At 68.4% G+C, this 19,865-nt stretch carries 18 protein-coding genes; 11 read left to right on the top strand and 7 right to left on the bottom strand.

The features are described from left to right. From AB5J62_RS17080 to entS, 3 genes are all read right to left on the bottom strand, one after another. Positions 1-219: an MbtH family protein gene (locus AB5J62_RS17080; protein WP_370949203.1), complete on the bottom strand. Its 219-nt coding sequence runs from the start codon at positions 217-219 to the stop codon at positions 1-3. A gap of 107 nt (positions 220-326) precedes the next feature. Further along, positions 327-1,133 (bottom strand): alpha/beta fold hydrolase, encoded by an 807-nt coding sequence (locus tag AB5J62_RS17075; protein ID WP_370949202.1) that lies wholly within the window; start codon positions 1,131-1,133, stop codon positions 327-329. Positions 1,134-1,142: 9 nt separating this feature from the next. Further along, positions 1,143-2,402, bottom strand: coding sequence for an enterobactin transporter EntS (gene entS / locus AB5J62_RS17070; protein WP_370949201.1), 1,260 nt, complete (start codon positions 2,400-2,402; stop codon positions 1,143-1,145). Positions 2,403-2,479: 77 nt separating this feature from the next. On the opposite strand from entS, the gene AB5J62_RS17065 reads away from it, so the two are divergent. Genes AB5J62_RS17065 through AB5J62_RS17055 form a run of 3 tightly spaced genes read left to right on the top strand, consistent with a single transcriptional unit; the run spans position 2,480 to position 6,037 of the window. After that, positions 2,480-4,066: a (2,3-dihydroxybenzoyl)adenylate synthase gene (locus AB5J62_RS17065; RefSeq protein WP_370949200.1), complete on the top strand. Its 1,587-nt coding sequence runs from the start codon at positions 2,480-2,482 to the stop codon at positions 4,064-4,066. Then, positions 4,053-5,054, top strand: a complete 1,002-nt coding sequence (locus AB5J62_RS17060) for a FecCD family ABC transporter permease (RefSeq protein WP_370949199.1) — start codon at positions 4,053-4,055, stop codon at positions 5,052-5,054. Before AB5J62_RS17065 ends, AB5J62_RS17060 begins: the two co-directional genes overlap by 14 nt. After that, positions 5,051-6,037 carry a FecCD family ABC transporter permease gene (locus AB5J62_RS17055; protein ID WP_370949198.1) on the top strand — a complete coding sequence of 329 codons (987 nt, stop codon included), beginning with the start codon at positions 5,051-5,053 and terminating at the stop codon, positions 6,035-6,037. The genes AB5J62_RS17060 and AB5J62_RS17055 overlap by 4 nt, the downstream gene beginning before the upstream one ends. Before the next feature lie 67 nt (positions 6,038-6,104). On the opposite strand, the gene AB5J62_RS17050 is transcribed toward AB5J62_RS17055, so the two are convergent. Beyond that, positions 6,105-7,427, bottom strand: coding sequence for a salicylate synthase (locus tag AB5J62_RS17050; protein WP_370949197.1), 1,323 nt, complete (start codon positions 7,425-7,427; stop codon positions 6,105-6,107). Positions 7,428-7,580: 153 nt separating this feature from the next. On the opposite strand from AB5J62_RS17050, the gene AB5J62_RS17045 reads away from it, so the two are divergent. The 4 genes from AB5J62_RS17045 to AB5J62_RS17030 all read left to right on the top strand — a co-directional run bounded on the left by AB5J62_RS17045 (position 7,581) and on the right by AB5J62_RS17030 (position 12,906). Beyond that, entirely contained in the window at positions 7,581-9,662 is a 2,082-nt protein-coding gene (locus AB5J62_RS17045; RefSeq protein WP_370949196.1) for an alpha-galactosidase, read from the top strand. Positions 9,663-9,829: 167 nt separating this feature from the next. After that, positions 9,830-11,110: an ABC transporter substrate-binding protein gene (locus AB5J62_RS17040; protein WP_370949195.1), complete on the top strand. Its 1,281-nt coding sequence runs from the start codon at positions 9,830-9,832 to the stop codon at positions 11,108-11,110. 21 nt (positions 11,111-11,131) lie between these two features. Next, complete coding sequence (locus AB5J62_RS17035; RefSeq protein ID WP_370949194.1) at positions 11,132-12,070, top strand: carbohydrate ABC transporter permease; 939 nt, start codon at positions 11,132-11,134, stop codon at positions 12,068-12,070. A gap of 5 nt (positions 12,071-12,075) precedes the next feature. Next, positions 12,076-12,906 carry a carbohydrate ABC transporter permease gene (locus AB5J62_RS17030; protein WP_370950283.1) on the top strand — a complete coding sequence of 277 codons (831 nt, stop codon included), beginning with the start codon at positions 12,076-12,078 and terminating at the stop codon, positions 12,904-12,906. Positions 12,907-12,959: 53 nt separating this feature from the next. On the opposite strand, the gene AB5J62_RS17025 is transcribed toward AB5J62_RS17030, so the two are convergent. Then, entirely contained in the window at positions 12,960-13,205 is a 246-nt protein-coding gene (locus AB5J62_RS17025) for a hypothetical protein (RefSeq protein ID WP_370949193.1), read from the bottom strand. 268 nt (positions 13,206-13,473) lie between these two features. Here AB5J62_RS17025 and AB5J62_RS17020 point away from each other — a divergent pair, with 268 nt between their 5' ends. Next, positions 13,474-13,722 (top strand): hypothetical protein, encoded by a 249-nt coding sequence (locus AB5J62_RS17020; RefSeq protein WP_370949192.1) that lies wholly within the window; start codon positions 13,474-13,476, stop codon positions 13,720-13,722. On the opposite strand, the gene AB5J62_RS17015 is transcribed toward AB5J62_RS17020, so the two are convergent. Both AB5J62_RS17015 and AB5J62_RS17010 read right to left on the bottom strand, forming a co-directional pair. Continuing rightward, positions 13,719-15,356 carry an ABC-F family ATP-binding cassette domain-containing protein gene (locus tag AB5J62_RS17015; protein ID WP_370949191.1) on the bottom strand — a complete coding sequence of 546 codons (1,638 nt, stop codon included), beginning with the start codon at positions 15,354-15,356 and terminating at the stop codon, positions 13,719-13,721. The genes AB5J62_RS17020 and AB5J62_RS17015 overlap by 4 nt on opposite strands. A gap of 34 nt (positions 15,357-15,390) precedes the next feature. Further along, positions 15,391-17,115, bottom strand: a complete 1,725-nt coding sequence (locus AB5J62_RS17010; protein ID WP_370949190.1) for a right-handed parallel beta-helix repeat-containing protein — start codon at positions 17,113-17,115, stop codon at positions 15,391-15,393. A gap of 271 nt (positions 17,116-17,386) precedes the next feature. On the opposite strand from AB5J62_RS17010, the gene AB5J62_RS17005 reads away from it, so the two are divergent. From AB5J62_RS17005 to AB5J62_RS16995, 3 genes are all read left to right on the top strand, one after another. After that, positions 17,387-18,559 (top strand): DUF222 domain-containing protein, encoded by a 1,173-nt coding sequence (locus tag AB5J62_RS17005; RefSeq protein ID WP_370949189.1) that lies wholly within the window; start codon positions 17,387-17,389, stop codon positions 18,557-18,559. 50 nt (positions 18,560-18,609) lie between these two features. Further along, positions 18,610-19,143, top strand: a complete 534-nt coding sequence (locus tag AB5J62_RS17000) for an NADAR family protein (protein WP_370949188.1) — start codon at positions 18,610-18,612, stop codon at positions 19,141-19,143. Positions 19,144-19,226: 83 nt separating this feature from the next. Then, positions 19,227-19,865: a transcriptional regulator gene (locus tag AB5J62_RS16995; RefSeq protein WP_370949187.1), complete on the top strand. Its 639-nt coding sequence runs from the start codon at positions 19,227-19,229 to the stop codon at positions 19,863-19,865.

The raw sequence follows: 19,865 nt of genomic DNA, 5'->3' as shown, positions 1-19,865 counted from the left end.
TCAGGACTCGCTGCCGTCCATGGCGCGCACCAGGCTCAGCGGGCGCATGTCGGTCCAGTTCGCCTCGATGTGGTCGAGACAGGCCTGCCGGGAGTCCTCACCGAAGGCGACCGTCCAGCCCGCGGGCACGTCCGAGAACGTCGGCCAGAGCGAGTACTGGCCTTCCTCGTTGACCAGCGCGTAGAACTTGCCGCCGTCGTCGTCGAACGGGTTCGTCACCGGATTCACTCCCTGTCAAAGGTTAGCCAAGCCTTACTTTAGCCAGGCTTACCTTAGACATGCGGGCGTGCAACAGTCCACCGCCGATCGACGTGACCCAGGACTCGCTACCGGGCGGCGAAGAACTCCAGCATCGCGGCGTTGACGGCTTCGGGTCGCTCCAAGTAGCCGTAATGCCCGCACTCGGCCAGCTCGCGGTAGCGGGCGCCGGGGATGGCGTCGGCGACCTCGCGGGCCAGGAACGGCGGCAGGACCGCGTCGTCGGCGAACCCGATGACCAGCGTCGGCGCGCTGATCGCGCGGTAGGCGGGCAGCCTGCTTTCGGTCATGTCGAGTGCCAGCTGGGCACGCAGTCCCGGCGTCCACACCACCGGCGACAACTCGAACATGTCGAGCCAGTCGCGCACCTTCGCCTCGTCGTTGAGCGTCGCCGGCGAGAGGTTCCGCTGCGCGCGAACGATCGCCTCGTACCGCGCGGGCAGCTCGAGCCCGCTGGCCCGCAGTTCCCGCTCGGCCGCACGCGAAGCCTTGCGCAGCAAGTCGATCCGGCCGCGGGTCGCCAGCAGGACCGCACTGGTGACGAGCTCCGGCCGCGCCAGCGCCAGCTCCTGCACGACCTGGGCGCCCAGCGAAGTGCCCGCCACCCGCGACGGCCCGAGGTCCAGGCACTCGATCAGCCCGGCGGTGTCGGCGACCAGGTCGTCGATCTTGAAGCCGTCACCGCACTCGCTCGACCCGCCGGTTCCCCGGTTGTCGAAGGTGATCACCCGGTAGCCCGCCTCGACGAGCGCGGGCACCTGGTGCAGCTGCCAGACCCGGCCGGTGGCGGCCATGCCCATGACGAGCACGACCGGTTCACCGTCGCCGGTGTCCCAGTAGTTGAGCTCGATCCCGTTGACCTGGGCGACTGGCACGTGTTCTCCCTAGACCTTGAGCTCGTCCGCCGACGGGGTGCGCAGGCTCGCCTCGCGGAACTTCGGCATGGCCACCGCCATCATCACCACCCCCGCGACGCAGACCAGCCCGCCCGTGACGACCGCGGCGGAACCACCGAGCAGCCGCGAGACCACGCCGGCCTCGGCGTTGCCGATGGCCGTGCCACCGGTCGCCTGCGCCAGCCACAGGCTACCGACGCGGCCCTGCAGCCGGTCGGGTGTGTAGTGCTGCAGCAGCGCCCGGCGCAGGATCTCCGAGATGGTGTCGCCGAGCCCCGCGAGCGCGAGGAAGGTCAGGCCGAGCCAGAGCTGGCCGCTGAGCCCGAACCCGGTGATCGCCAGGCCCCACAGCAGCACGGCGGCGATCAGCGCGCGCCCGGTGTGCTTGATCCGGCCGGTCCAGCCACTGGTGAGCGCGCCGAGGAAGGCGCCGACGGCGGGCGCGGTGTAGAGCAGGCCGACGGCGGTCGGCCCGCCGTGGAAGACCTCGGTGCCCAGCTGCGGGAACAACGCGTACGGCATGGCGAAGACGACGGCCCACATGTCGATCAGCAGCAGCCCGGCGACGACCTGGTTGCCCTTGATGAACTTGAAACCGTCGGCCAGCGAGCGCAGCGGATGCTGGGCGGTGTCCGAGGATTCGCCCGGCGGCATCGCGGGCAGGAACCACAGCAGTGTGAGCCCGACCACGTAACCGGCGGCGTCGAGCGCGAAGCAGAACGCGATACCGGGGCCCGACGCGACGAGCCCGGCGAGCGCCGGGCCGACCATCGCGCCGAACTGGCTGGTCACCGTGATCAGCGCACCGGCGGCCGCGACCAGTTTCGGCCCGGACAGCGCCGGGATCGCGGCCATCAGCGCGGATCCGCCGAGCCCGGCGATCCCGCCTGCGAACAACGCGGCCACGTAGACGAAGCCCAGCGACGGCGCGGGAAGCGCGGCGTTGACCGCCAGTCCCGTCAGGATCAGCGCGGTGCCCGCGCGGCTGCCGAGGATCACCTTGCGCCGGTCGGACCGGTCGGCGAGCACGCCGCCCGCGATCAGCCCGGCCAGCAGTGTCGCGCCGAAGACCAGCCCGACCAGGCCGACCTGCAGTGAAGACTTGGTGAGCTGATAGACCTGCAGGTTGATGCCGACGTTCGTCAGGCTCGCCCCGATCACGCTCAGCGTCTGCGCGGCGAAGACCCGCCGGAACGCGCCACTGCGGCGCAGCGGCTCGATATCGATGACCAGTTCCCCGAGCCGCAAGTCCGTCGTCCCCTCGTGAGCATCCGAATACGTCGGCTAGCCTAACCTAAGTTCATCCCCCGGAACGAGGAGCCGAGATGCTGGACGGGTGCACGCCCTGGCCGCAGGAACTGGCCGAAAAGTACCGCGCGGCAGGGTACTGGGCCGGGCAACCGCTCGACGTCCTGCTGCGGGACGGGGCGCGGCACCACCCCGGCAAGACCGCGCTGGTCGGGCCGACCGGCACCCGCTGGAGCTACGCCGACCTCGACGCCCGCGCGGACCGGGTCGCCGCCGGTTTCGTCGCCGCGGGCATCGCGCGTGGTGACCGGGTGGTCGTCCAGATGCCCAACATCGACGACTTCGTCGTGACGATCTTCGCGCTGCTGCGCGTCGGCGCGCCGCCGGTGCTCGCGCTGCCCGCGCACCGCGAGAGCGAGATCGTGCCGCTGTGCGAGCTGAGCGAGGCGACCGCGTACGTCATCGCGGACTCCGACGACACGTTCGACTACCGCTCGCTGGCGAGGACGGTCACGAAGGCGGTTCCGGGGCTGCGCCACGTGTTCGTCTCCGGTGATCCGGCCGAGTTCACCGCGCTTCCCGACGCCGCACCGGTTCCGCTCGACGCACCCGACTCTGGCGAGGTCGCGTTGTTCCTGCTCTCCGGCGGCACGACCGGCACCCCGAAGCTGATCCCGCGCACGCACGACGACTATCTCTACAACGCGCGCGCGAGCGCGGAGGTGTGCGGGTTCGACGCCGACACCGTGTACCTGGTCGCGCTGCCCGCCGCGCACAACTTCGCGTTCGCCTGCCCCGGGATCCTCGGCACGTTCGCCGTGGGCGCGACGGTCGTGCTCGCGCCGAACCCGAGCCCGGACGTGGTGTTCGAGCTGATCGCGGCCGAGCGCGTCACCGTCACCGCCGTCGTTCCGCCGCTCGCCTTGCTGTGGATGGAAAACGCGGAGTGGAGCGACGACGATCTGTCCAGTTTGGAGCTGCTGCAGGTCGGCGGCGCGAAGTTCAGCGCGGAGCCCGCAGCCCGCGTGCGTGAGGCGCTCGGCTGCCAGTTGCAGCAGGTGTTCGGCATGGCCGAGGGGCTGCTCAACTACACGCGCCTCGACGACTCCGAAGAGCTGATCGTCACCACGCAGGGCAGGCCGCTCTCCCCCGCCGACGAGGTCCGTGTGCTCGACGCCGACGGCAACGACGCCGCCGAAGGCGAGCTGCTCACGCGCGGCCCGTACACGCTGCGCGGCTACTACCGCGCCGAGGAGCACAACAAGCGCGCGTTCACCGAAGACGGTTTCTACCGCTCCGGCGACCTCGTGCGCGTACTGCCGAGCGGGCACCTGATCGTCGAAGGCCGGGTGAAGGACCAGATCAACCGCGGTGGCGAGAAGATCCCCGCCGAGGAGCTCGAAAACCACCTGCTCGCGCACCCGCTGGTGCACGACGCGGCCGTGGTCGGCATGGCCGACGAGGTGATGGGCGAGCGGATCTGCGCGTTCCTCGTGGTCAAGGGCGAGGCGCCGGCGCTGCGTGACGTCACCACGTTCCTGCGGGCGCGCGGGGTCGCGGCGTATAAGCTCCCCGACCGGGTCGAGGTGCTCGAAGAGTTCCCGCTCACCACCGTCGGCAAGGTCAGCAAGAAGGCTTTGGGGAAGCTGCTTGAAGAAAACTGACGCGGCGCGTGCCACGGGGCTCGTCGTCGCCGTGGCCGTGCTCGCCCTGATCGCGCTGGTGAGTATCGCGGTCGGCGCCCGTTCCATCCCGCTGTCCACTGTGGTCACCGCGTTGTTCGGTGAGTCCACTCCGGACGTCGGATTCGTCGTGTGGGATCTCCGGGTGCCACGCACGCTCATCGGCCTCGCCGTCGGCGCGGCACTCGGCACCGCGGGCGCGTTGATGCAGGCGCTGACCCGCAACCCGCTCGCCGACCCCGGCCTGCTCGGCGTCAACGCGGGCGCCGCCGCGGCGGCGGCGTTGTCGGTCAGCGTTCTCGGCATCACGGACCTGCGCGCGTTCGTCTGGTTCGCCTTCGCGGGCGCGGCGCTCGCCGGGATCGTGCTGTACGCGCTCGCGACCGGTGGCCGCAGCGGCGCGTCGCCGGTCCGGCTCGCCTTGGCCGGCACCGCGATCACGGCGGCACTGACCGGTGTCACGCAGAGCGCGATGCTGCTCGACAGCAAGACGTTGGACCAGATGCGCTTCTGGACGGTCGGCTCGCTCAACCGGGCCGACGGCGCGACGATCGCCCGTGTCGCCCCGTTCCTCGCGGTGGGCCTCGTGCTCGCCTTGGCGCTCGCTCGCCCGTTGAACGCCATCGCGCTCGGCGACGACGCGGGCCGCGCGCTCGGCGCGAACATCGGCGGCACCCGGGTGCTGACCTTGGTGGCGATCACCCTGCTGGCGGGCGCGGCGACCGCGGCCGTCGGACCGCTGGTGTTCGTCGGGCTGGCGGTGCCGCACATCGTGCGCGCGCTCACCGGCCCCGACCAGCGGTGGATGCTGCCCTACTGCATGGTGCTCTCCCCCGCGCTGCTGCTGGCCGCCGACATCCTCGGCCGGGTGGTCGCGCAACAGGAACTCGACGTCGGCGTCGTCACGGCGCTGCTGGGCGCGCCGGTGTTCATCTACCTGGTCCGCCGGACACGGATGGTGCGCTCGTGAAAACCCGGCCCGTCACGGCTTCCGTGCTCCTGCTGGCCCTGCTCGCGCTGATGGTGGTGTTCACGCTCGGCACCGGCGCCATCGCGGTGGCGCCGCTGGACGTGATCAGGACGCTGCTCGGCAACGGCAGCCGCATGACCAACTTCGCCGTGCTCGACCTGCGCCTGCCGAGAGTACTCGTCGCGGCGGGCGTCGGCATCGCGCTCGGCCTGTCCGGCGCGGTTTTCCAGAGCCTGTCCCGAAATCCGCTCGGCAGCCCGGACATCGTCGGCTTCACCTACGGCTCGGCGACCGGCGCGCTCGCCGTGATCGTCCTGCTCGGTGGCAGCACGGCCGCGATCTCGCTCGGCGCCGTCGTCGGCGGCCTGGTGACCGCGCTGCTGGTGTACCTGCTGGCGTGGCAGCAGGGTGTGCGCGGCTACCGGCTGGTGCTGGTCGGCATCGGGGTGAGCGCGATCCTGCAGTCGGTCAACTTCTACCTCCTGGTCACCGCGAGCCTCAACGAAGCGGGCCGCGCGACCGTGTGGATCACCGGCAGCCTCGACAACCGCGGCTGGGGGCACGCCGTCCCGCTGCTGTGGGCGCTGCTGGTCGTCGTGCCGCTGGTGCTGGCGGGCGGCAAGTGGCTGAAGATGCTGGAAATGGGTGACGACGCCGCGCAGGCGCTGGGTGTCCCGATCGAGCGCAGCAGGCTGTATTTGCTGATCGTCGGCACCGCGGCCTGCGCCATCGCGACGGCCGCCGCCGGGCCGATCGCTTTCGTCGCGCTCGTGGCTCCTCAGCTCGCGAAGAGGCTTACCAGGTCGGCTGGGCCGAATCTACTGCCGTCGGCTTGGATGGGCGCGTTGCTCGTCGTGGTCGCGGACTTCGCCGCGCAGCGGGTCGCGGGCGACACGCTGCTCCCAGTCGGCGCGATGACCGGGGCGCTGGGTGGTGTCTACCTCGCCTGGGTCCTCTGGCGCTTCCGCACCAAAGCTTCTTAAGACACGAAAGCGGGCTTACCCCTCCAGTGGGGTAAGCCCGCTCTCTCGCTTGCTTAAGACTTCAAGATCAGTCGGCGCGCACTACGAACGGCGCGACGCTGGAGAGCTTCTCGCAGGTCTCCTCGAACTCACGCTCGGGAGTCGAGTCCGTGACGATGCCCGCGCCCGCGCGCAGCCAAGCTTGGCCGTCCTGCTGATAAACCGCGCGCAACACCAGGGCCGCGTCGAGCGCTCCGTCGTGAGAAGCCGAGAGAACCGCGCCGGAGTAGAGGCCGCGCCGCGTCTCGTCGAGACGGAAGATCGCGTCCAGCGACTCGCGCTTGGGGATGCCCGAAGCGGTGATCGCCGGGAACACGGCCTCCAAGGCGTCCCAAGAGGTCCGCTGCTCGTCGAGCGTGCCGGTCACGAGCGAGGCCAGGTGCTGGACGCTGCCGCGTTCCTTGATGCCCATGAAGTCGTCGACGCCGACGGTGCCCGCCCGGCAGACACCGCGCAGTTCCTCCTGGGCGGCACGCACGGAGACCGCGTGCTCGAAGACCTCCTTCGGGTCCGACTCGAGCTCACTGCGCGCGGCCGCGTCGGCTTCGCTGCCCCGGCCGAACGCGCGGGTGCCCGCCAGCGGCTGGGTCAGCACGTGGCCTTCGGCGTCGACCGTGACGATCACCTCGGGGCTGAACCCCGCCGCCTGGGTGCCGTTCATCCGCAGCAGGAACGAGCGCGCCGGGGTGTTGCCCCGGCGGCCGACCTCGTAGGTGCCGACCATGTCCGCCTCGAACGGGATGCGCACCGTCCGCGACAGGATGACCTTCTGGTACTGCCCGAGCTGGATCTCCTTGACCGCCTGCGCGACGCGATCGCGGTAGCCCTCGCCGTCGGCGCGGACGTCGATGCCCGTCGCGGCCGGGACGACCTGCTCGACCGGCTCGCGCAGCAGGTCCAGCACGCGGGCGCGCTCGGCCTCGTCGACACCGCGGACCACCACGCCGCGCTCGTCGATCTTGACCTCGGTCCTCGGCACGAGCAGGCGGGCGAGTTCGCCGCCCGGCGCCTCGGCGCCGCGCGAGACCAGCGACGCGATCAGCCCGGCGAAGTCGAAACCCAGCCAGCCGTAGGCGTTCCAGCCCTGGATCGGCAGTGCGTCGAGCGCCCGGCGCAACGCGTCGGCAGGCGACCCCGTCCAGCTCTGAACGGTCTCGTCCGCTCCCGCGAGCTTGGTCTTGACCTCGGTCGCGTCGAGCGAGACCGTCGCCAGCTCGCCGCCTGCGACGGTCCAGCGGCCGCCGCTCTCGTAGACCACGTAGTCGTCGAACAGTCCGGCCCTGGCGAGCTTCACCACGAGCGGGAGAGGATCAATCGAAGCGCTGAAGGACTCATCCTCGTAGACCGACACGAACTCTCCTCGTACGCCGCCATCCGGCATTTTCACACCCACGGACTTAGGCTATGCAAGCCTAACAACCACGGTCAAGCAGTGCGACGCCGATCACCGTCCCGATGATCGGTCCCCTGGCCGTTTCCGGGCACCGAGGCCAAGATTGCGCTCGTGATCGCCTTCGACGGGAAGTCCCGGCTCTGGGTACTGCAGACCACCACCTGGACGTACGCGCTCCAGCTGACCGACGAGGACGCGCCTCGCCACGTCTACTGGGGTCCCTCACTCACGGCCGAGCAGGTCGCGGACGTGCTCCGGCCGAGTGCCGCGTGGTGGGACGGGTTCAACGACCCTGACGAAGGCCGCGAAGAGCTCGCCGTCGACGGTGGCACCCGCTACTGGACACCCTCGCTGCAGGTCCGCTTTGCCGACGGGACCCGCGCACTCGAGTGGGCGTACACCGGCCACGAGATCGACGGCGACACGCTCCGGATCGCCTTCCGCGACCGCCACTATCCACTGAGGATCGACCTGCACTACCGCGTCCGCGGCGACGTGCTCGAACGCTGGGTCGAACTCGCCAACGACGGTGAGCCGGTCGAGGTGCTGCGCGCCGACTCGGCCGCCTGGGTGCTGCCGGAGCGCGCGGACTACCGGCTGTCCCATGTGGTCGGCCGCTGGGCCGCGGAAAGCCAGCTGCGCCGCGAACCCGTCGTCGAAGGCGAGACGGTCTTCTCCAGCAGGCGCGGAATCACCAGCCACCACGCCAATCCCTGGGTGATGCTCGACGCCGGCGACGCGTCCGAAACCCGCGGCGAGGTCTGGAGCACCGCTCTCGCCTGGAGCGGGTCCTGGCGCCTCACCACGACCAGGAGCATCGACGGCCGCGTCACGGTCACCGGCGGGTTCGGCCAAGACGGCGTCACCCACCGGCTGGGCCGAGGTTCCGTGCTGACCACGCCCGTTTTTTCGGGCGTGTTCTCGGAAAACGGCTTCGGCGGCGTCAGCCGTGCCTGGCATGAGTACACCCTCGCGCACGTGCTCCCCCACTCCGACGAAGTACGCCCGGTGCTCTACAACTCTTGGGAAGCAACGGCTTTCGACGTCAACGAGGCAGGTCAGCGCAAACTCGCCGCACACGCCGCGAGCCTCGGCGTCGAGCTGTTCGTGATGGACGACGGCTGGTTCGGCAGCCGCACGAGTGACAACGCGGGCCTCGGCGACTGGGTCGTCAACCGCGACCGCTTCCCCGGCGGCCTCGCCCCGCTCGTCGACGAGGTGCACCGGCTGGGCATGAAGTTCGGCCTCTGGGTCGAGCCCGAGATGGTCAACCCGGACAGCGATCTCTACCGCGCGCATCCCGACTGGGTGCTGCACCACCCGCATCGCCGCCGCTCCGAACTGCGCAGGCAGCTGGTGCTCAACTTCGCGCGCGACGACGTCGCCGAGTGGGCGTTCGGCTGGCTCGACGCGCTCGTTCGCGACAACGGCATCGACTTCCTCAAGTGGGACATGAACCGCCCGTTCAGCGAGGCGGGCTGGCCGGACGACGAGGACCCCGACCGCCTGTGGACCGGGCACACCCACGCCGTCTACGCGATCATGGACCGGCTGCGCGCCGAGCACCCCGGGCTGCGCATCGAGTCGTGCAGCGGGGGCGGCGGCCGGATCGACCTGGGCATCCTCGCCCGCACCGATCAGGTATGGACCTCGGACAACACCGACGCGCTCGACCGGCTCCGCATCCAGCACGGCTACACCCAGGTCTACCCGGCACGCGCGATGTCGGCCTGGGTCACCGACAACCCGAACTTCGTCACCGGCCGGTCGACGCCACTGGCGTTCCGGTTCCACGTGGCGATGGCGGGCGTGCTCGGCATCGGCGGCGACATCGCCGAGTGGAGCGAGGACGACCTCGCCTTCGCGCGTGAGCAGATCGCGCTCTACAAAGAGATCCGCCAGACCGTTCAGCACGGCGCACTCCACCGGCTCCAGCCGCCGTCCGCGTCCGGGATCTCGGCGGTCCAGTACGTGTCGCCGGAGCTGACGGTCGTGTTCGCCTACCGGCAGTCCGGGCACTTCAACCTGCCCGAGCGGCGCGTCCGGCTTCAGGGTCTCGACCCCGCCGCCCGGTACCGCGACCCCGCCACGGGCACCGTCCACCACGGAGCCGTCCTGCTCGCGCACGGGCTCGCGATCGACCTGCCGAAGGGCGACCACGGCAGCGCGATAGTGCGCTTGTATCGTATCTGACGTATAAGATCCTCTCAGCAGAGATCGGATGTATAAGGTCACAGCGCAGCTTTCAATCCTTCTAAAGGCTTGACAGTTGTCTAAACATCGGATCGAATGCGCGAGTCTCGTGACGCGGGTCACCGAGGCCCATGGGGTTCAGGCAGTGTGGTGAGAGGCGGCTGATCATGAGAAGGTCCCTGGCGCTGGGAGCGGCGATACTCCTCGCCGCGAGCGCGTGCACGGTCGGCGCCGACACCGGAACCGGCACGAATGGCGGCGGCGGCAAGGAAATCTCGTTCCTGACCTTCGAATCGCCGAACCTCACCCCGGCATACTGGGACGCCGCGATCAAGCGCGTCACCGACAAGCACCCCGACATCAAGGTCAAGAAGCTGGTCGCGCCCAGCACCGACCGCACCGGGTACGCCAAGCAGCTGCTGACCTCCGGGCAGTTCCCCGACGTCGCGATCGCCGTCGACTCGGCCGGGTTCGCCGAGTCCGGCGCGCTCTACGCCTGGACGCCGGAGGAGCTCAAGGACTTCCAGTTCCCCGACGCCAACCCGATCAAGGGCGGGCACCACCAGCTGCCCGCGAACACCCAGACGATCCCGCCGATCTACTACAACAAGAAGATGTTCGCCGACGCGGGCATCACCGCCACGCCGAACACCTGGGCCGAGCTCGTCGCGGCGGCCGAGAAGGTCAAGGCCAAGGGCGGCAAGCCGTTCGTCATCGGCGGCGGCAAGGAAGGCTTCCCGTCGGCGATGATCCTCGACGGGCTCGTCAGCGTCGACCTCTACGGCAAGACCCCCGACTGGCTCACCCAGCGCCGCGCCGACAAGGTCAAGTTCGCCGACCCCGACTTCCAGAAGGCGTTCGGCAAGTTCGCCGACCTGGTCGCCAAGGGCTACATCGACAAGAGCCAGGTCTCGCGCAGCTACGACGACACCCAGGCCGCCTTCCTCAAGGGCGAGGGCGCGATGTACCCGATGGGCAACTGGTTCGCGTCGGCGGCCGACACCAAGCCGCACGACTTCGAGATCGGCGTGTTCAACTTCCCCAGCGAGGACGGCAAGCTCGTGGTGCCCGCCTACACCGGCGGCGGCATGATCGTGAACGCCAAGTCCGCGAACCTCGAGGCCGCGCGCACCTTCGCACTGGCGTTCCAGCTCGACAAGACCCAGCTCGACACCTCGGTCAAGGCCGACGGCCTCTTCCCCGCCATCAAGGGCTACACCCCGCCCGCCGACGCCGGCGCGACGTTCAAGGCAGGCTACGACCTGTACCAGAAGGCCGTCGAGCAGAAGGCGGTCGTGAACGCTTTTTCCTGGGAGACCGCCGACGACGGCCTGCTGCCCGGCATGAAGGACAAGGTCTACCAGGCCGCGCAGGACGTGATCACCGGCCGCAAGTCGGTCGCCGACGCGTGCGCCTTCCTCGACACCGAATGGGCAAAGGCCAAATAACCCACAATGGCAACAGATGTCGTGACCGCTCCGACGCCGGAGCGCGCTGAGGAAGGCAAGTCGCCCACCCGCCGCAGGCGCAAGCCGATCCTGCCGCGGGTGTGGCACTTCGCCTCGTTCGGCGCGCCCGGCGTGCTGATCTATCTCTGCTTCGTGATGGCGCCGATCCTGATCAGCTTCGGCTACAGCCTGACGAACTACAACCCGTTCAACCCGCCCACGAAGTTCGTCGGGCTGGAGAACTACAAGAACCTCTTCAGCGACGAAACCTTCCTCACCGCGCTCTGGGTGACCACGGTGCTCACGCTGATCGTGGTCATCGTGCCGAACGTGCTCGGCCTCGGCATCGCGTTGCTGCTGGACAAAAAAGGCTGGCTCTACAACGCCTTGCGGACGGTGTTCTTCACGCCGGTCATCCTGAGCTCGGTCGTGGTCAGCATCATCTGGCAGAAGCTGCTCGACGACCAGGGCCCGATCAACCAGGTGCTGCGCGCGCTCGGCGTCGATCATCCGCCGGGCTGGCTGTCCGACCCGGACATCGCGCTGTACTCGGTCGCTTCGATCGTCTGCTGGCAGATGCTCGGCTTCTGCGTGGTCGTCTACCTGGCCGGCCTGCAGGGCGTGCCGACCGAGCTGCTGGAGGCGGCGGAGATCGACGGCGCCGGGCCGTGGCGCCGGTTCCGCGCGGTCACCTGGCCGCTGCTCGCGCCGTCGCTGACCATCAACACCGTCGTGATGCTGATTTCGGCCTTCAAGACCTACGACTACGTCAAGGTCATCACCAACGGGGGGCCCGGCTCCGGCACCACGGCGACGATCGCGTTCAACGTGCTCGCGACCGGCCTCGACGCCAACCACGCCGGCTACGCGTCGGCGATGGCGGTCGTGATGCTGGTGATCGTCGCCGTCGTGACCACGATCGTGCTGCAGTTCCTGCGCAGGCGGGAGGTCGACCTGTGAGCGCCGTGACGACCGACAAGCGGTCCTGGGTCCGCCCGGTGGTGGCGATCGCCGTCAGCGCCGTCTTCTTCATCCCGCTGTATTACGTGCTCGTCAACGTCTTCAAGCGCGGCGACCTGATCTCGACCGAGCCGTCCGCGCTGCCGCTGCCGCCGACGCTCAAGAACATCAGCGCCGTGCTGACCAGGCCGGACGGGCTCTACTGGGTGAGTCTCACGAACAGCATCGTCGTGACGCTGCTGTCGATACTGGTGCTGACCGTGCTCTCGGCGATGCTCGGCCACTACCTGGCCCGGTCACAGAAGCGCTGGACGAAGGCGCTGACGATGGTCCTGCTCGCCGGGCTGATGATCCCGCCGCAGGTCATCCTCATCCCGATCACCGACGTGCTGCGCGCGACGCACCTGATGGCGACCCTGCAGGGGCTGGTGCTGTTCAACGTCGGCTACTACGTGCCGTTCGGCGTGTTCGTCTTCAGCGGGTTCATCCGCGGCGTGCCGGTCGAACTGGAAGAGGCGGCCCTGCTCGACGGCGCCAACCGGATGCAGGTGTTCTGGCGGATCGTGTTCCCACTGCTCAAGCCGGCGACGGCGAGCGTGCTCATCTTCCTCGGGGTCTGGATCTGGAACGACTTCATCGACCCGCTCATCATCCTCGGGCCGTCCCAGGGCACCACGGTGACCACGGGTATCTACCGGTCCATCGGGCAATACCAGGCGGACCTGGGCAGCGTGTTCGCGCTGATGTTCCTCGCCACGCTTCCGGTGCTGATCTTCTACTTGGCGCTGCAGAAGCAGTTCGTCAAGGGCCTCACCGGCGGCGCTACCAAGGGCTGAGCGTTTAAGAGGGGACCTGGCCGTTTCGGTTCAGGTCCCCTCTTCTCTGCCCGTCAGGCCGCCCCCACTTGCGGGTAAGCCTTCTGAACACAGCTGATGCACCATCTGATGCGGTCGAGGTAACTCTCAGGATGATCACCGGCCTCCTGTGCGACGTCGCACAGGCATCCGCTGGATTCCTGCGCCTGGAGAATGCTTTCGATCTCGGCCCTGATGCTGTCGACCGGCAGATCGGCCGTGACCGGCAACGGCGAACAGAACAGCGCCTGCACCAATTCCGGTTTCGCTACCGCGGACATTTCGATCTCCACCCCTCAGTCGGTTCTTCGGATCTGCTCCCTTCCAGTGAAGCTCGTCACACTCCGCCGTGCTAGTGCTTTACGACCAAAGATGGGTATGACCGCTGCACTCCGTGCACAAATCACGACCCAAACGAGATCAAGTGACGTAGTGTTACTCCGTTGTCACGCTCGTCACCGTGACCCATTGGTTACCGAATAGTCCCGTCATGAGGTCTGGGTCACGTTCTCCCGTTCACGGTGGAGGTAACCGACCCGGGAGCTGGAGATGACCGTCAGCGCACAGCCAAGACCGTGGAGCATCACCCTGATCGTGAACGGAAGAGAGCCCGACACGGGGCGCTCGGTACCCATCGCCGTCGGCGTCACCCAGGACGTCGGCGGTGCGCACCTGACCCTGCGGGTCGAAAACGGCCCGGACATCCGGCTCACCATGGCCGAGGCGGCGCTACTGCGTCACCACCTGGCCACGGCGGTGCTGGAGCAGTACCACCTGGACGCGGATTCGGCGTCCTAGCGTTCGGTGACCTTGCCGTCGGCGACTTCGAAACGCCGATTGGTCTCCACGGCCTCCAGCATGCGGCGGTCGTGCGTGACCAGCAGCAGGGTGCCGGGGTAATTCGTGAGCGCGGACTCGAGCTGCTCGATGGCGGGCAGGTCCAGGTGGTTGGTCGGCTCGTCCAGCACGAGCAGGTTGACACCACGGATCTGCAGCAACGCCAAGGCGGCCCGGGTCCGCTCCCCCGGTGAGAGCGTCGCCGCGCGCCGCAGCACGTGCTGGGCCTTGAGCCCGAACTTGGCCAGCAGCGTGCGCACCTCGGCGTCCGCGAGCTCAGGCACTTCGGCGGCGAACGCGTCGACCAGCGGCTGATCGCCGAGGAAGAGCTTGCGCGCCTGGTCGACCTCGCCGACGACGACCCCGGAGCCGAGCGAGGCCTCGCCCTCGGTCAGCTCGATGCGGCCGAGCAGCGCGGCCAGCAGCGTCGACTTGCCCGCGCCGTTCGCGCCGGTGATGGCGACCTTGTCCGCCCAGTCGATCTGCAGGTCCACCGGCCCCAGCGTGAACTCGCCCCGGTCGACGACCGCTCCGCGCAGCGTCGCGACGACCGCGCCTGCCCGCGGCGCCGCCGCGATCTCCATCCGGAGTTCCCACTCCTTGCGCGGCTCCTCGACCACCTCGAGCCGCTCGATCATGCGGTCGGTCTGACGGGCCTTCGACGCCTGCTTCTCGGTGGCCTCCGACCGGAACTTACGGCCGATCTTGTCGTTGTCGGTGGCCTTGCGCCTGGCGTTCTTGACGCCCTTCTCCATCCAGCCACGCTGCATGCTCGCGCGGGCTTCGAGCGCGGCCTTGGTGTCGGCGAACTCCTCGTACTCCTCGCGCGCGTGCCTGCGCGCGACCGCGCGCTCCTCGAGGTACGACTCGTAGCCACCGCCGTAGGAATTGACCTGCTGCTGGGCCAGATCCAGTTCGACGACCCTGGTCACCGTCCGCGCGAGGAACTCACGGTCGTGGCTCACCAGCACGGTTCCGGCGCGCAGGTTCTTCACGAACCGCTCAAGACGATCGAGTCCGTCGAGGTCGAGGTCGTTCGTGGGCTCGTCGAGCAGGAAGAGGTCGTAACGGCTAAGAAGCAGCGAAGCCATGCCCGCGCGCGCCGCCTGCCCGCCGGACAGCGACGTCATGGGCTGCTCAAGGCTGACGTCGAGCCCGAGCTCGTTGACGACCTCACCGATCCGGTCGTCGAGGTCCGCTCCGCCGAGCGCGAGCCAGCGGTCGAACGCGGTCGCGTAGGCGTCGTCGGCGCCCACGGCCTCGGCGGCCAGCGCTGCCGTCGCGGCGTCAAGCTCCGCCTGCGCCGAGGCGACGCCTGTACGTCGGCTCAAGAAAGCGTGCACAGTCTCGCCCTCGCGCCGCTCGGGCTCCTGCGGGAGGTGCCCGACGGTCGCCGTGGGCGGGCTCAGCTGCACGCTCCCCTGCTCGGCGGGGATCAGGCCGCCGAGTGTGCGGAGCAGGGTCGACTTGCCCGCGCCGTTGACGCCGACCAGGCCGACGACATCGCCGGGCGAGACGACGAGTTGCAAACCGGAGAAGAGGACGCGATCGCCGTGGCCGGCCGCGAGGTCCTTCGCTACGAGTGTGGCGCTCATGAGACTTACGAGCTTAGTAGGCCTTCTCAGGAGGCTAGCCGTCGAGAGCGGCCATCGCCTTCCACGTGCCGGGCGTGCCCGCGGCGACACAAACCCAGCCAGGTGTTCCCGCGGCCACGGGCTTGGCGTTCCAGCAGGTGTCGCCCGGCCGGAAGAACGCGGTCATCCCCGCGGTCGCCGGATCTTGGAGCCCATAGAGCTCTCGCCTGCCGCGGCCGTAGACCGGCGTGGCGGGGTTGAGCTGCGCGGTGTCGGCGAAGTCGGCGGTCCGCGAGAACGCGAAGTCCAGGTGGATGAGCTCACCCTTGAACTCCCACGGCTTGGTGGTCCGGTTGATCAGCCCGCGGATGAACACACCGGTGCCGACACTGCTGCGCAGGCACTTCTGCAAGGTGGTCGGTTCCGGGGCGGCGGCGTGCAGCACGTCGGAATCGCTGTGGAAGACCGGCTGGCCGGTGACCGTCGTCGTCTTGACCGCGGTCACGTAGAACGCCGCCTTGTCCGCCGCCGCGCTGTTCATCGCGCAGTCCGTGAACACGTTCGCGGAGGAGTAACAGTCGCCGATCAGGTCGACGTAGAGGCCGCTCCAGCCGGTGTTCATGACCGTGTTGTCGCGCACCGTGCCGCTGAACCCGTTCAGGAGCAGACCGTACGCGCCGGTGGCGGACACCGTGTTGCCGATGATCGAGCCATTCGAGGTGCGGTCGACGGCGATGCCGTACTGACTCATGGCGCGCACGGAGTTGCCCGTGACGACCGGCTGCTGGAACCCGGCTTTCGTGATCCCTTGCGCGGTGTTCAGCACGATGCCCGAGGTGGCGTCGTGCAGCACGTTGCCGTCGACCACGAGCGAGGCCACGTCGACTTCGGCCGACTTCGCGATCTGCACGTTGACGCAGTTGAGCGCGACATTCCTGATGACGTTGCCGGCGAGCTGCGCGCTGCCCGGCGCTGAGAGGTACATGCCGTGCTGGCCCGGGATGTCGTGGATGACGTTGCCGCTGATCACCAGGCCCGTGCCGCGCCCGCAGCCGATGCCGAAGCAGTGGCCGGAAATGGTGTTGCCGCGGATGACGATGTCGTCGCCCGCGGTGCACATCCACTGGCCGATCGCGAAGTCGTTGTTGTTGTCGGAGCGCCGGATCGGGCCGGGATCGCCGCCGATCCCGGTGATCGTGTTCTCCGCGAACAGGGCGCCGCGCAGCGATCCGGTCCAGCGAATGCCGCCGCCCGCGTGGCGGTCGATCCGGCAGCCGGTCACCGCTACGTTCGTGCAGCCGTCGAACCGGACGGCGGCGACGCCGTTGTAGGCCACGTTCCCGTCTCCGGCGACGTGCTCGGATCCGTGGCCGGTGAAGCTCAAATCCCTTACTGCCACACCGTTTACGCTCGCGAAACGCAAAGTGGCCTTGCCCGTGTCGATCTGCGTGAGCCGGGATGCCCAGCCGGCGCCGCGTACGACGATATTGGCCGTTTGAATGAGCACTTCGCCTCTGACACGGAAGTCACCCGGCGGGAAGTACACCGTGCCGCCCGCGACCGCGGCCTTGACCGCGGCGGTGATGCCCGCCGTGTCGTCTGTGGTTCCGTCGCCGCGGGCGCCGAAGTCTTTGACGTTGAAGACCAACGTCGTGTCCGGTGCGGCCGGTGCGGCTTGCGCGGTCTGGGCGGTCGCCACCGGTGTCACCACCGCGGCCGCTGCCCCGATACCGCCGAGTCGCAGGAAACGCTTGCGATCGAACTTCTGCGCGTCGTCCACTGTGCCCCCATCTCCCCTGTTTCCGCCAACATTGCCAGCTGTTTGTTCGGCGCGGGGGCGACTTGCGGGCACAATGTCCGGTCACCGGGACGACCCGGCGGCTTTCATGGCTGATCTGACCTCGCCTCGCCGTTTTCGTTGCAGAGATGTTGCGAGTCACTCGAAGGTGTCATTGTGGCCAGATATATAGGCCGCTACATTCGAACATGTGAGCGATAAACGAAGAGCTGGGACCGCCTACGCGGACCGGCCACCCTCAGTCTTGGCAACCGTGGACTTCACTGAAATGTCCACCTCGGAACGAATGGACCTCCTGAACGCGGTCGACAACGCCCGCGCAACCCTCGACGCCGCCTACCTTCGCGCGGTCAACGCAGTGGTCGACGCCGTGGGCGACACCAAGGCGGCCGCCGACCTCATCGCGGTCGAGCGCAAGTCCACGTCATCACGAGCGGGCAAGGACATCGCCTTCGCGCACACATTGGCGGCAAAACATCCCGAGACCTTCACCGCGCTGACCTCCGGAGAACTCGACTGGCTGCGCGCCGGCATCATCGACCGGGCCTGCTCAGGCCTGTCCGCGGAGAACGCTCGCGCGGTGGACGCGACAATCCATCCCCACGCCTGCACCTTGTCCCCCGGGCGGCTCTGGGCGTTGCTACGCAAGGCGATCCTGCACGTCGACCCCGAAGGCGAAGCCAAGCGCCGTGCGATCGCCAAGCAAGGCCGCCGGGTTTCGATGCGGACCGAGCCCGACGGGATGGCGACGCAGTTCTGGCACGACTCAGACGAAAACATCCTGGCGGTCCAGGACCGTATCGACACCATCGCCCGCGAGCTCAAACGCGAAGACGACCCACGCTCGATGAACGAGCTCCGCGCCGACATCCTGCGAGATCTGTTGCTGGGCAAGTACTCCAGCAAAACGATCGCCCACGTCTACGTCACAGGCAACGCCTCGACCATCCTCGGCCTCGACAACCTCCCTGGCACACTCCGCGGCTACGGCGCCATCACCGCCGACCAACTCCGCGAAATCGCCCACGGCCTGCAGGCCACCTGGACCGGCGTCCTCACCGACGACGGCGGCTACCCCAAGAAAATGGCCGAGAAAAAGTACCGCCCCAGCGCGGCACTCAAGGAATTCGTCCAACTCCGCGACAACACCTGCACCTTCCCGGCCTGCGACCGACTCGCCAACAAAACCGACTACGACCACCTGAAGCCGTGGAACCGCAACGGCCCCACCAACAGCGACAACGGCAACTGCGAATGCCGCCGGCACCACCGGGCCAAGCACTCCGGCCAATGGAAGGTCGAGATCGGAGCCGACGGCGAGGCCATCTGGACTTCAGCGATCACCCGGCGCAGCTACACGAAGAGCCGCGAGCCGCTGGTTCCCGTCATGGCAAGCGGGCCGATCACCGAGGACCCGCGGTCGTGAACCACGAAACCCTGGTGCGACAGGCCGCCAAAGCCTGGTACTAAAGCCCCATGCCCGAGCTCGGATCAGTCGAAGACCTAGCCACAACTCAAAATCGCCCCAAGTTCCTCTACTTCTGGGGTCACCAAGGCCAAGCCGTCAGCAAGTCGTGCCTGAGCCAATGGTGGCCTGCCGACTTCACCGTCGACGGCCACACCTACGCGACGGCCGAGCACTACATGATGACCGCCAAGGCCTTGCTCTTCGACGACCCGGTGACCGCGGACAAGATCAGGAACGCGAGCCACCCCAACGAGGCCAAAACCCTGGGTCGGCAGATCACCGGATTCGACGAGCGAGTCTGGACCGAGCACCGCCAAGACATCGTGGTCACCGGGAACCTCGCCAAATTCGGACAGAACGCCGAAATCAAGACGTTCCTTCTGAACACCGGTGACCGAGTGCTCGTCGAGGCATCGCCCCTTGACCGAATCTGGGGCATAGGCCTCGCCGAGGACGACGAACGCGCCGCCGATCCGGACCGTTGGCTCGGCCTGAACCTGCTCGGCTTCGCGCTCATGGAGGTCCGCGAGCGGCTTCGCTAGGCTCGTCCGGTACCGACCGTCAGCGAACGGTCACCGACCGGCAAAAGGGGAACGGTAGATCCATGGCCGCTTCGGCTCGTGAGTTGCTTGACGCAGTCCACCAAGAGTTGGCACCGAAGGAGAGCGAAAACCGCCTGGTCGACCTGATCGCGAGCGGCGAGGCCCCGCGCTCGGTGTTCCGGCTGATCGCGGCCGAGGAAAGCCGCATCGTGCCCAGCGACCAGCGCAGCTTCCTGCACCTGGCGGCGCGGGCGAGCGAGCCGGGTGCTCGCGAGTTCTTCGCCGGGCTCGGCGCTGGCGAAGGCCTCGCGCTCGAGAAGCTGAAGGCACTGGCCGCCGTGACGGGACTCGACGACAAGGCGCTCAGCGAGTACCGCCCGCTGGCGGGTTGCCAGGCGTACCCGTCGTTCATGGCGTGGATGGCGCTCAACGGCAAGCCGGCCGACGTCGTCGTCGCGCTCAACGCGAACTTCGCCGCCTTCGGCACTTACTGCGCGACCATCGCGAAGGCGATGCGTGAGCACTACGGCTTCGACGACGAGGCCTGCGGGTTCTTCGACTTCTTCGGCGCGCCGATCCCCGGCGCGGACGAGCAGGCCGCGACCATCGTCCAGGCCGGGATCGACCGCAACGAGGCGACCGACGAGGCGTGGACGTACGCGCGCCTCTTCCAGGACTACGAACTGCAGTTCTGGAACACGATCGCCGACGAAGCCAAGTAA

The organism is Amycolatopsis sp. cg5 (assembly GCF_041346955.1).
GTDB lineage: Bacteria > Actinomycetota > Actinomycetes > Mycobacteriales > Pseudonocardiaceae > Amycolatopsis.
This window is presented reverse-complemented; position numbering and strand designations above follow the sequence as displayed.

Excerpts from the sequence above, each read along its gene's own strand:
- AB5J62_RS17020 (WP_370949192.1), top strand. The coding sequence starts at position 13,474 with ATGACCGTCAGCGCACAGCCAAGACCGTGGAGCATCACCCTGATCGTG.
- AB5J62_RS17065 (WP_370949200.1), top strand. The coding sequence starts at position 2,480 with ATGCTGGACGGGTGCACGCCCTGGCCGCAGGAACTGGCCGAAAAGTAC.
- AB5J62_RS17000 (WP_370949188.1), top strand. The coding sequence starts at position 18,610 with ATGCCCGAGCTCGGATCAGTCGAAGACCTAGCCACAACTCAAAATCGC.
- AB5J62_RS17015 (WP_370949191.1), bottom strand. The coding sequence starts at position 15,356 with ATGAGCGCCACACTCGTAGCGAAGGACCTCGCGGCCGGCCACGGCGAT.
- AB5J62_RS17025 (WP_370949193.1), bottom strand. The coding sequence starts at position 13,205 with ATGTCCGCGGTAGCGAAACCGGAATTGGTGCAGGCGCTGTTCTGTTCG.
- AB5J62_RS17040 (WP_370949195.1), top strand. The coding sequence starts at position 9,830 with ATGAGAAGGTCCCTGGCGCTGGGAGCGGCGATACTCCTCGCCGCGAGC.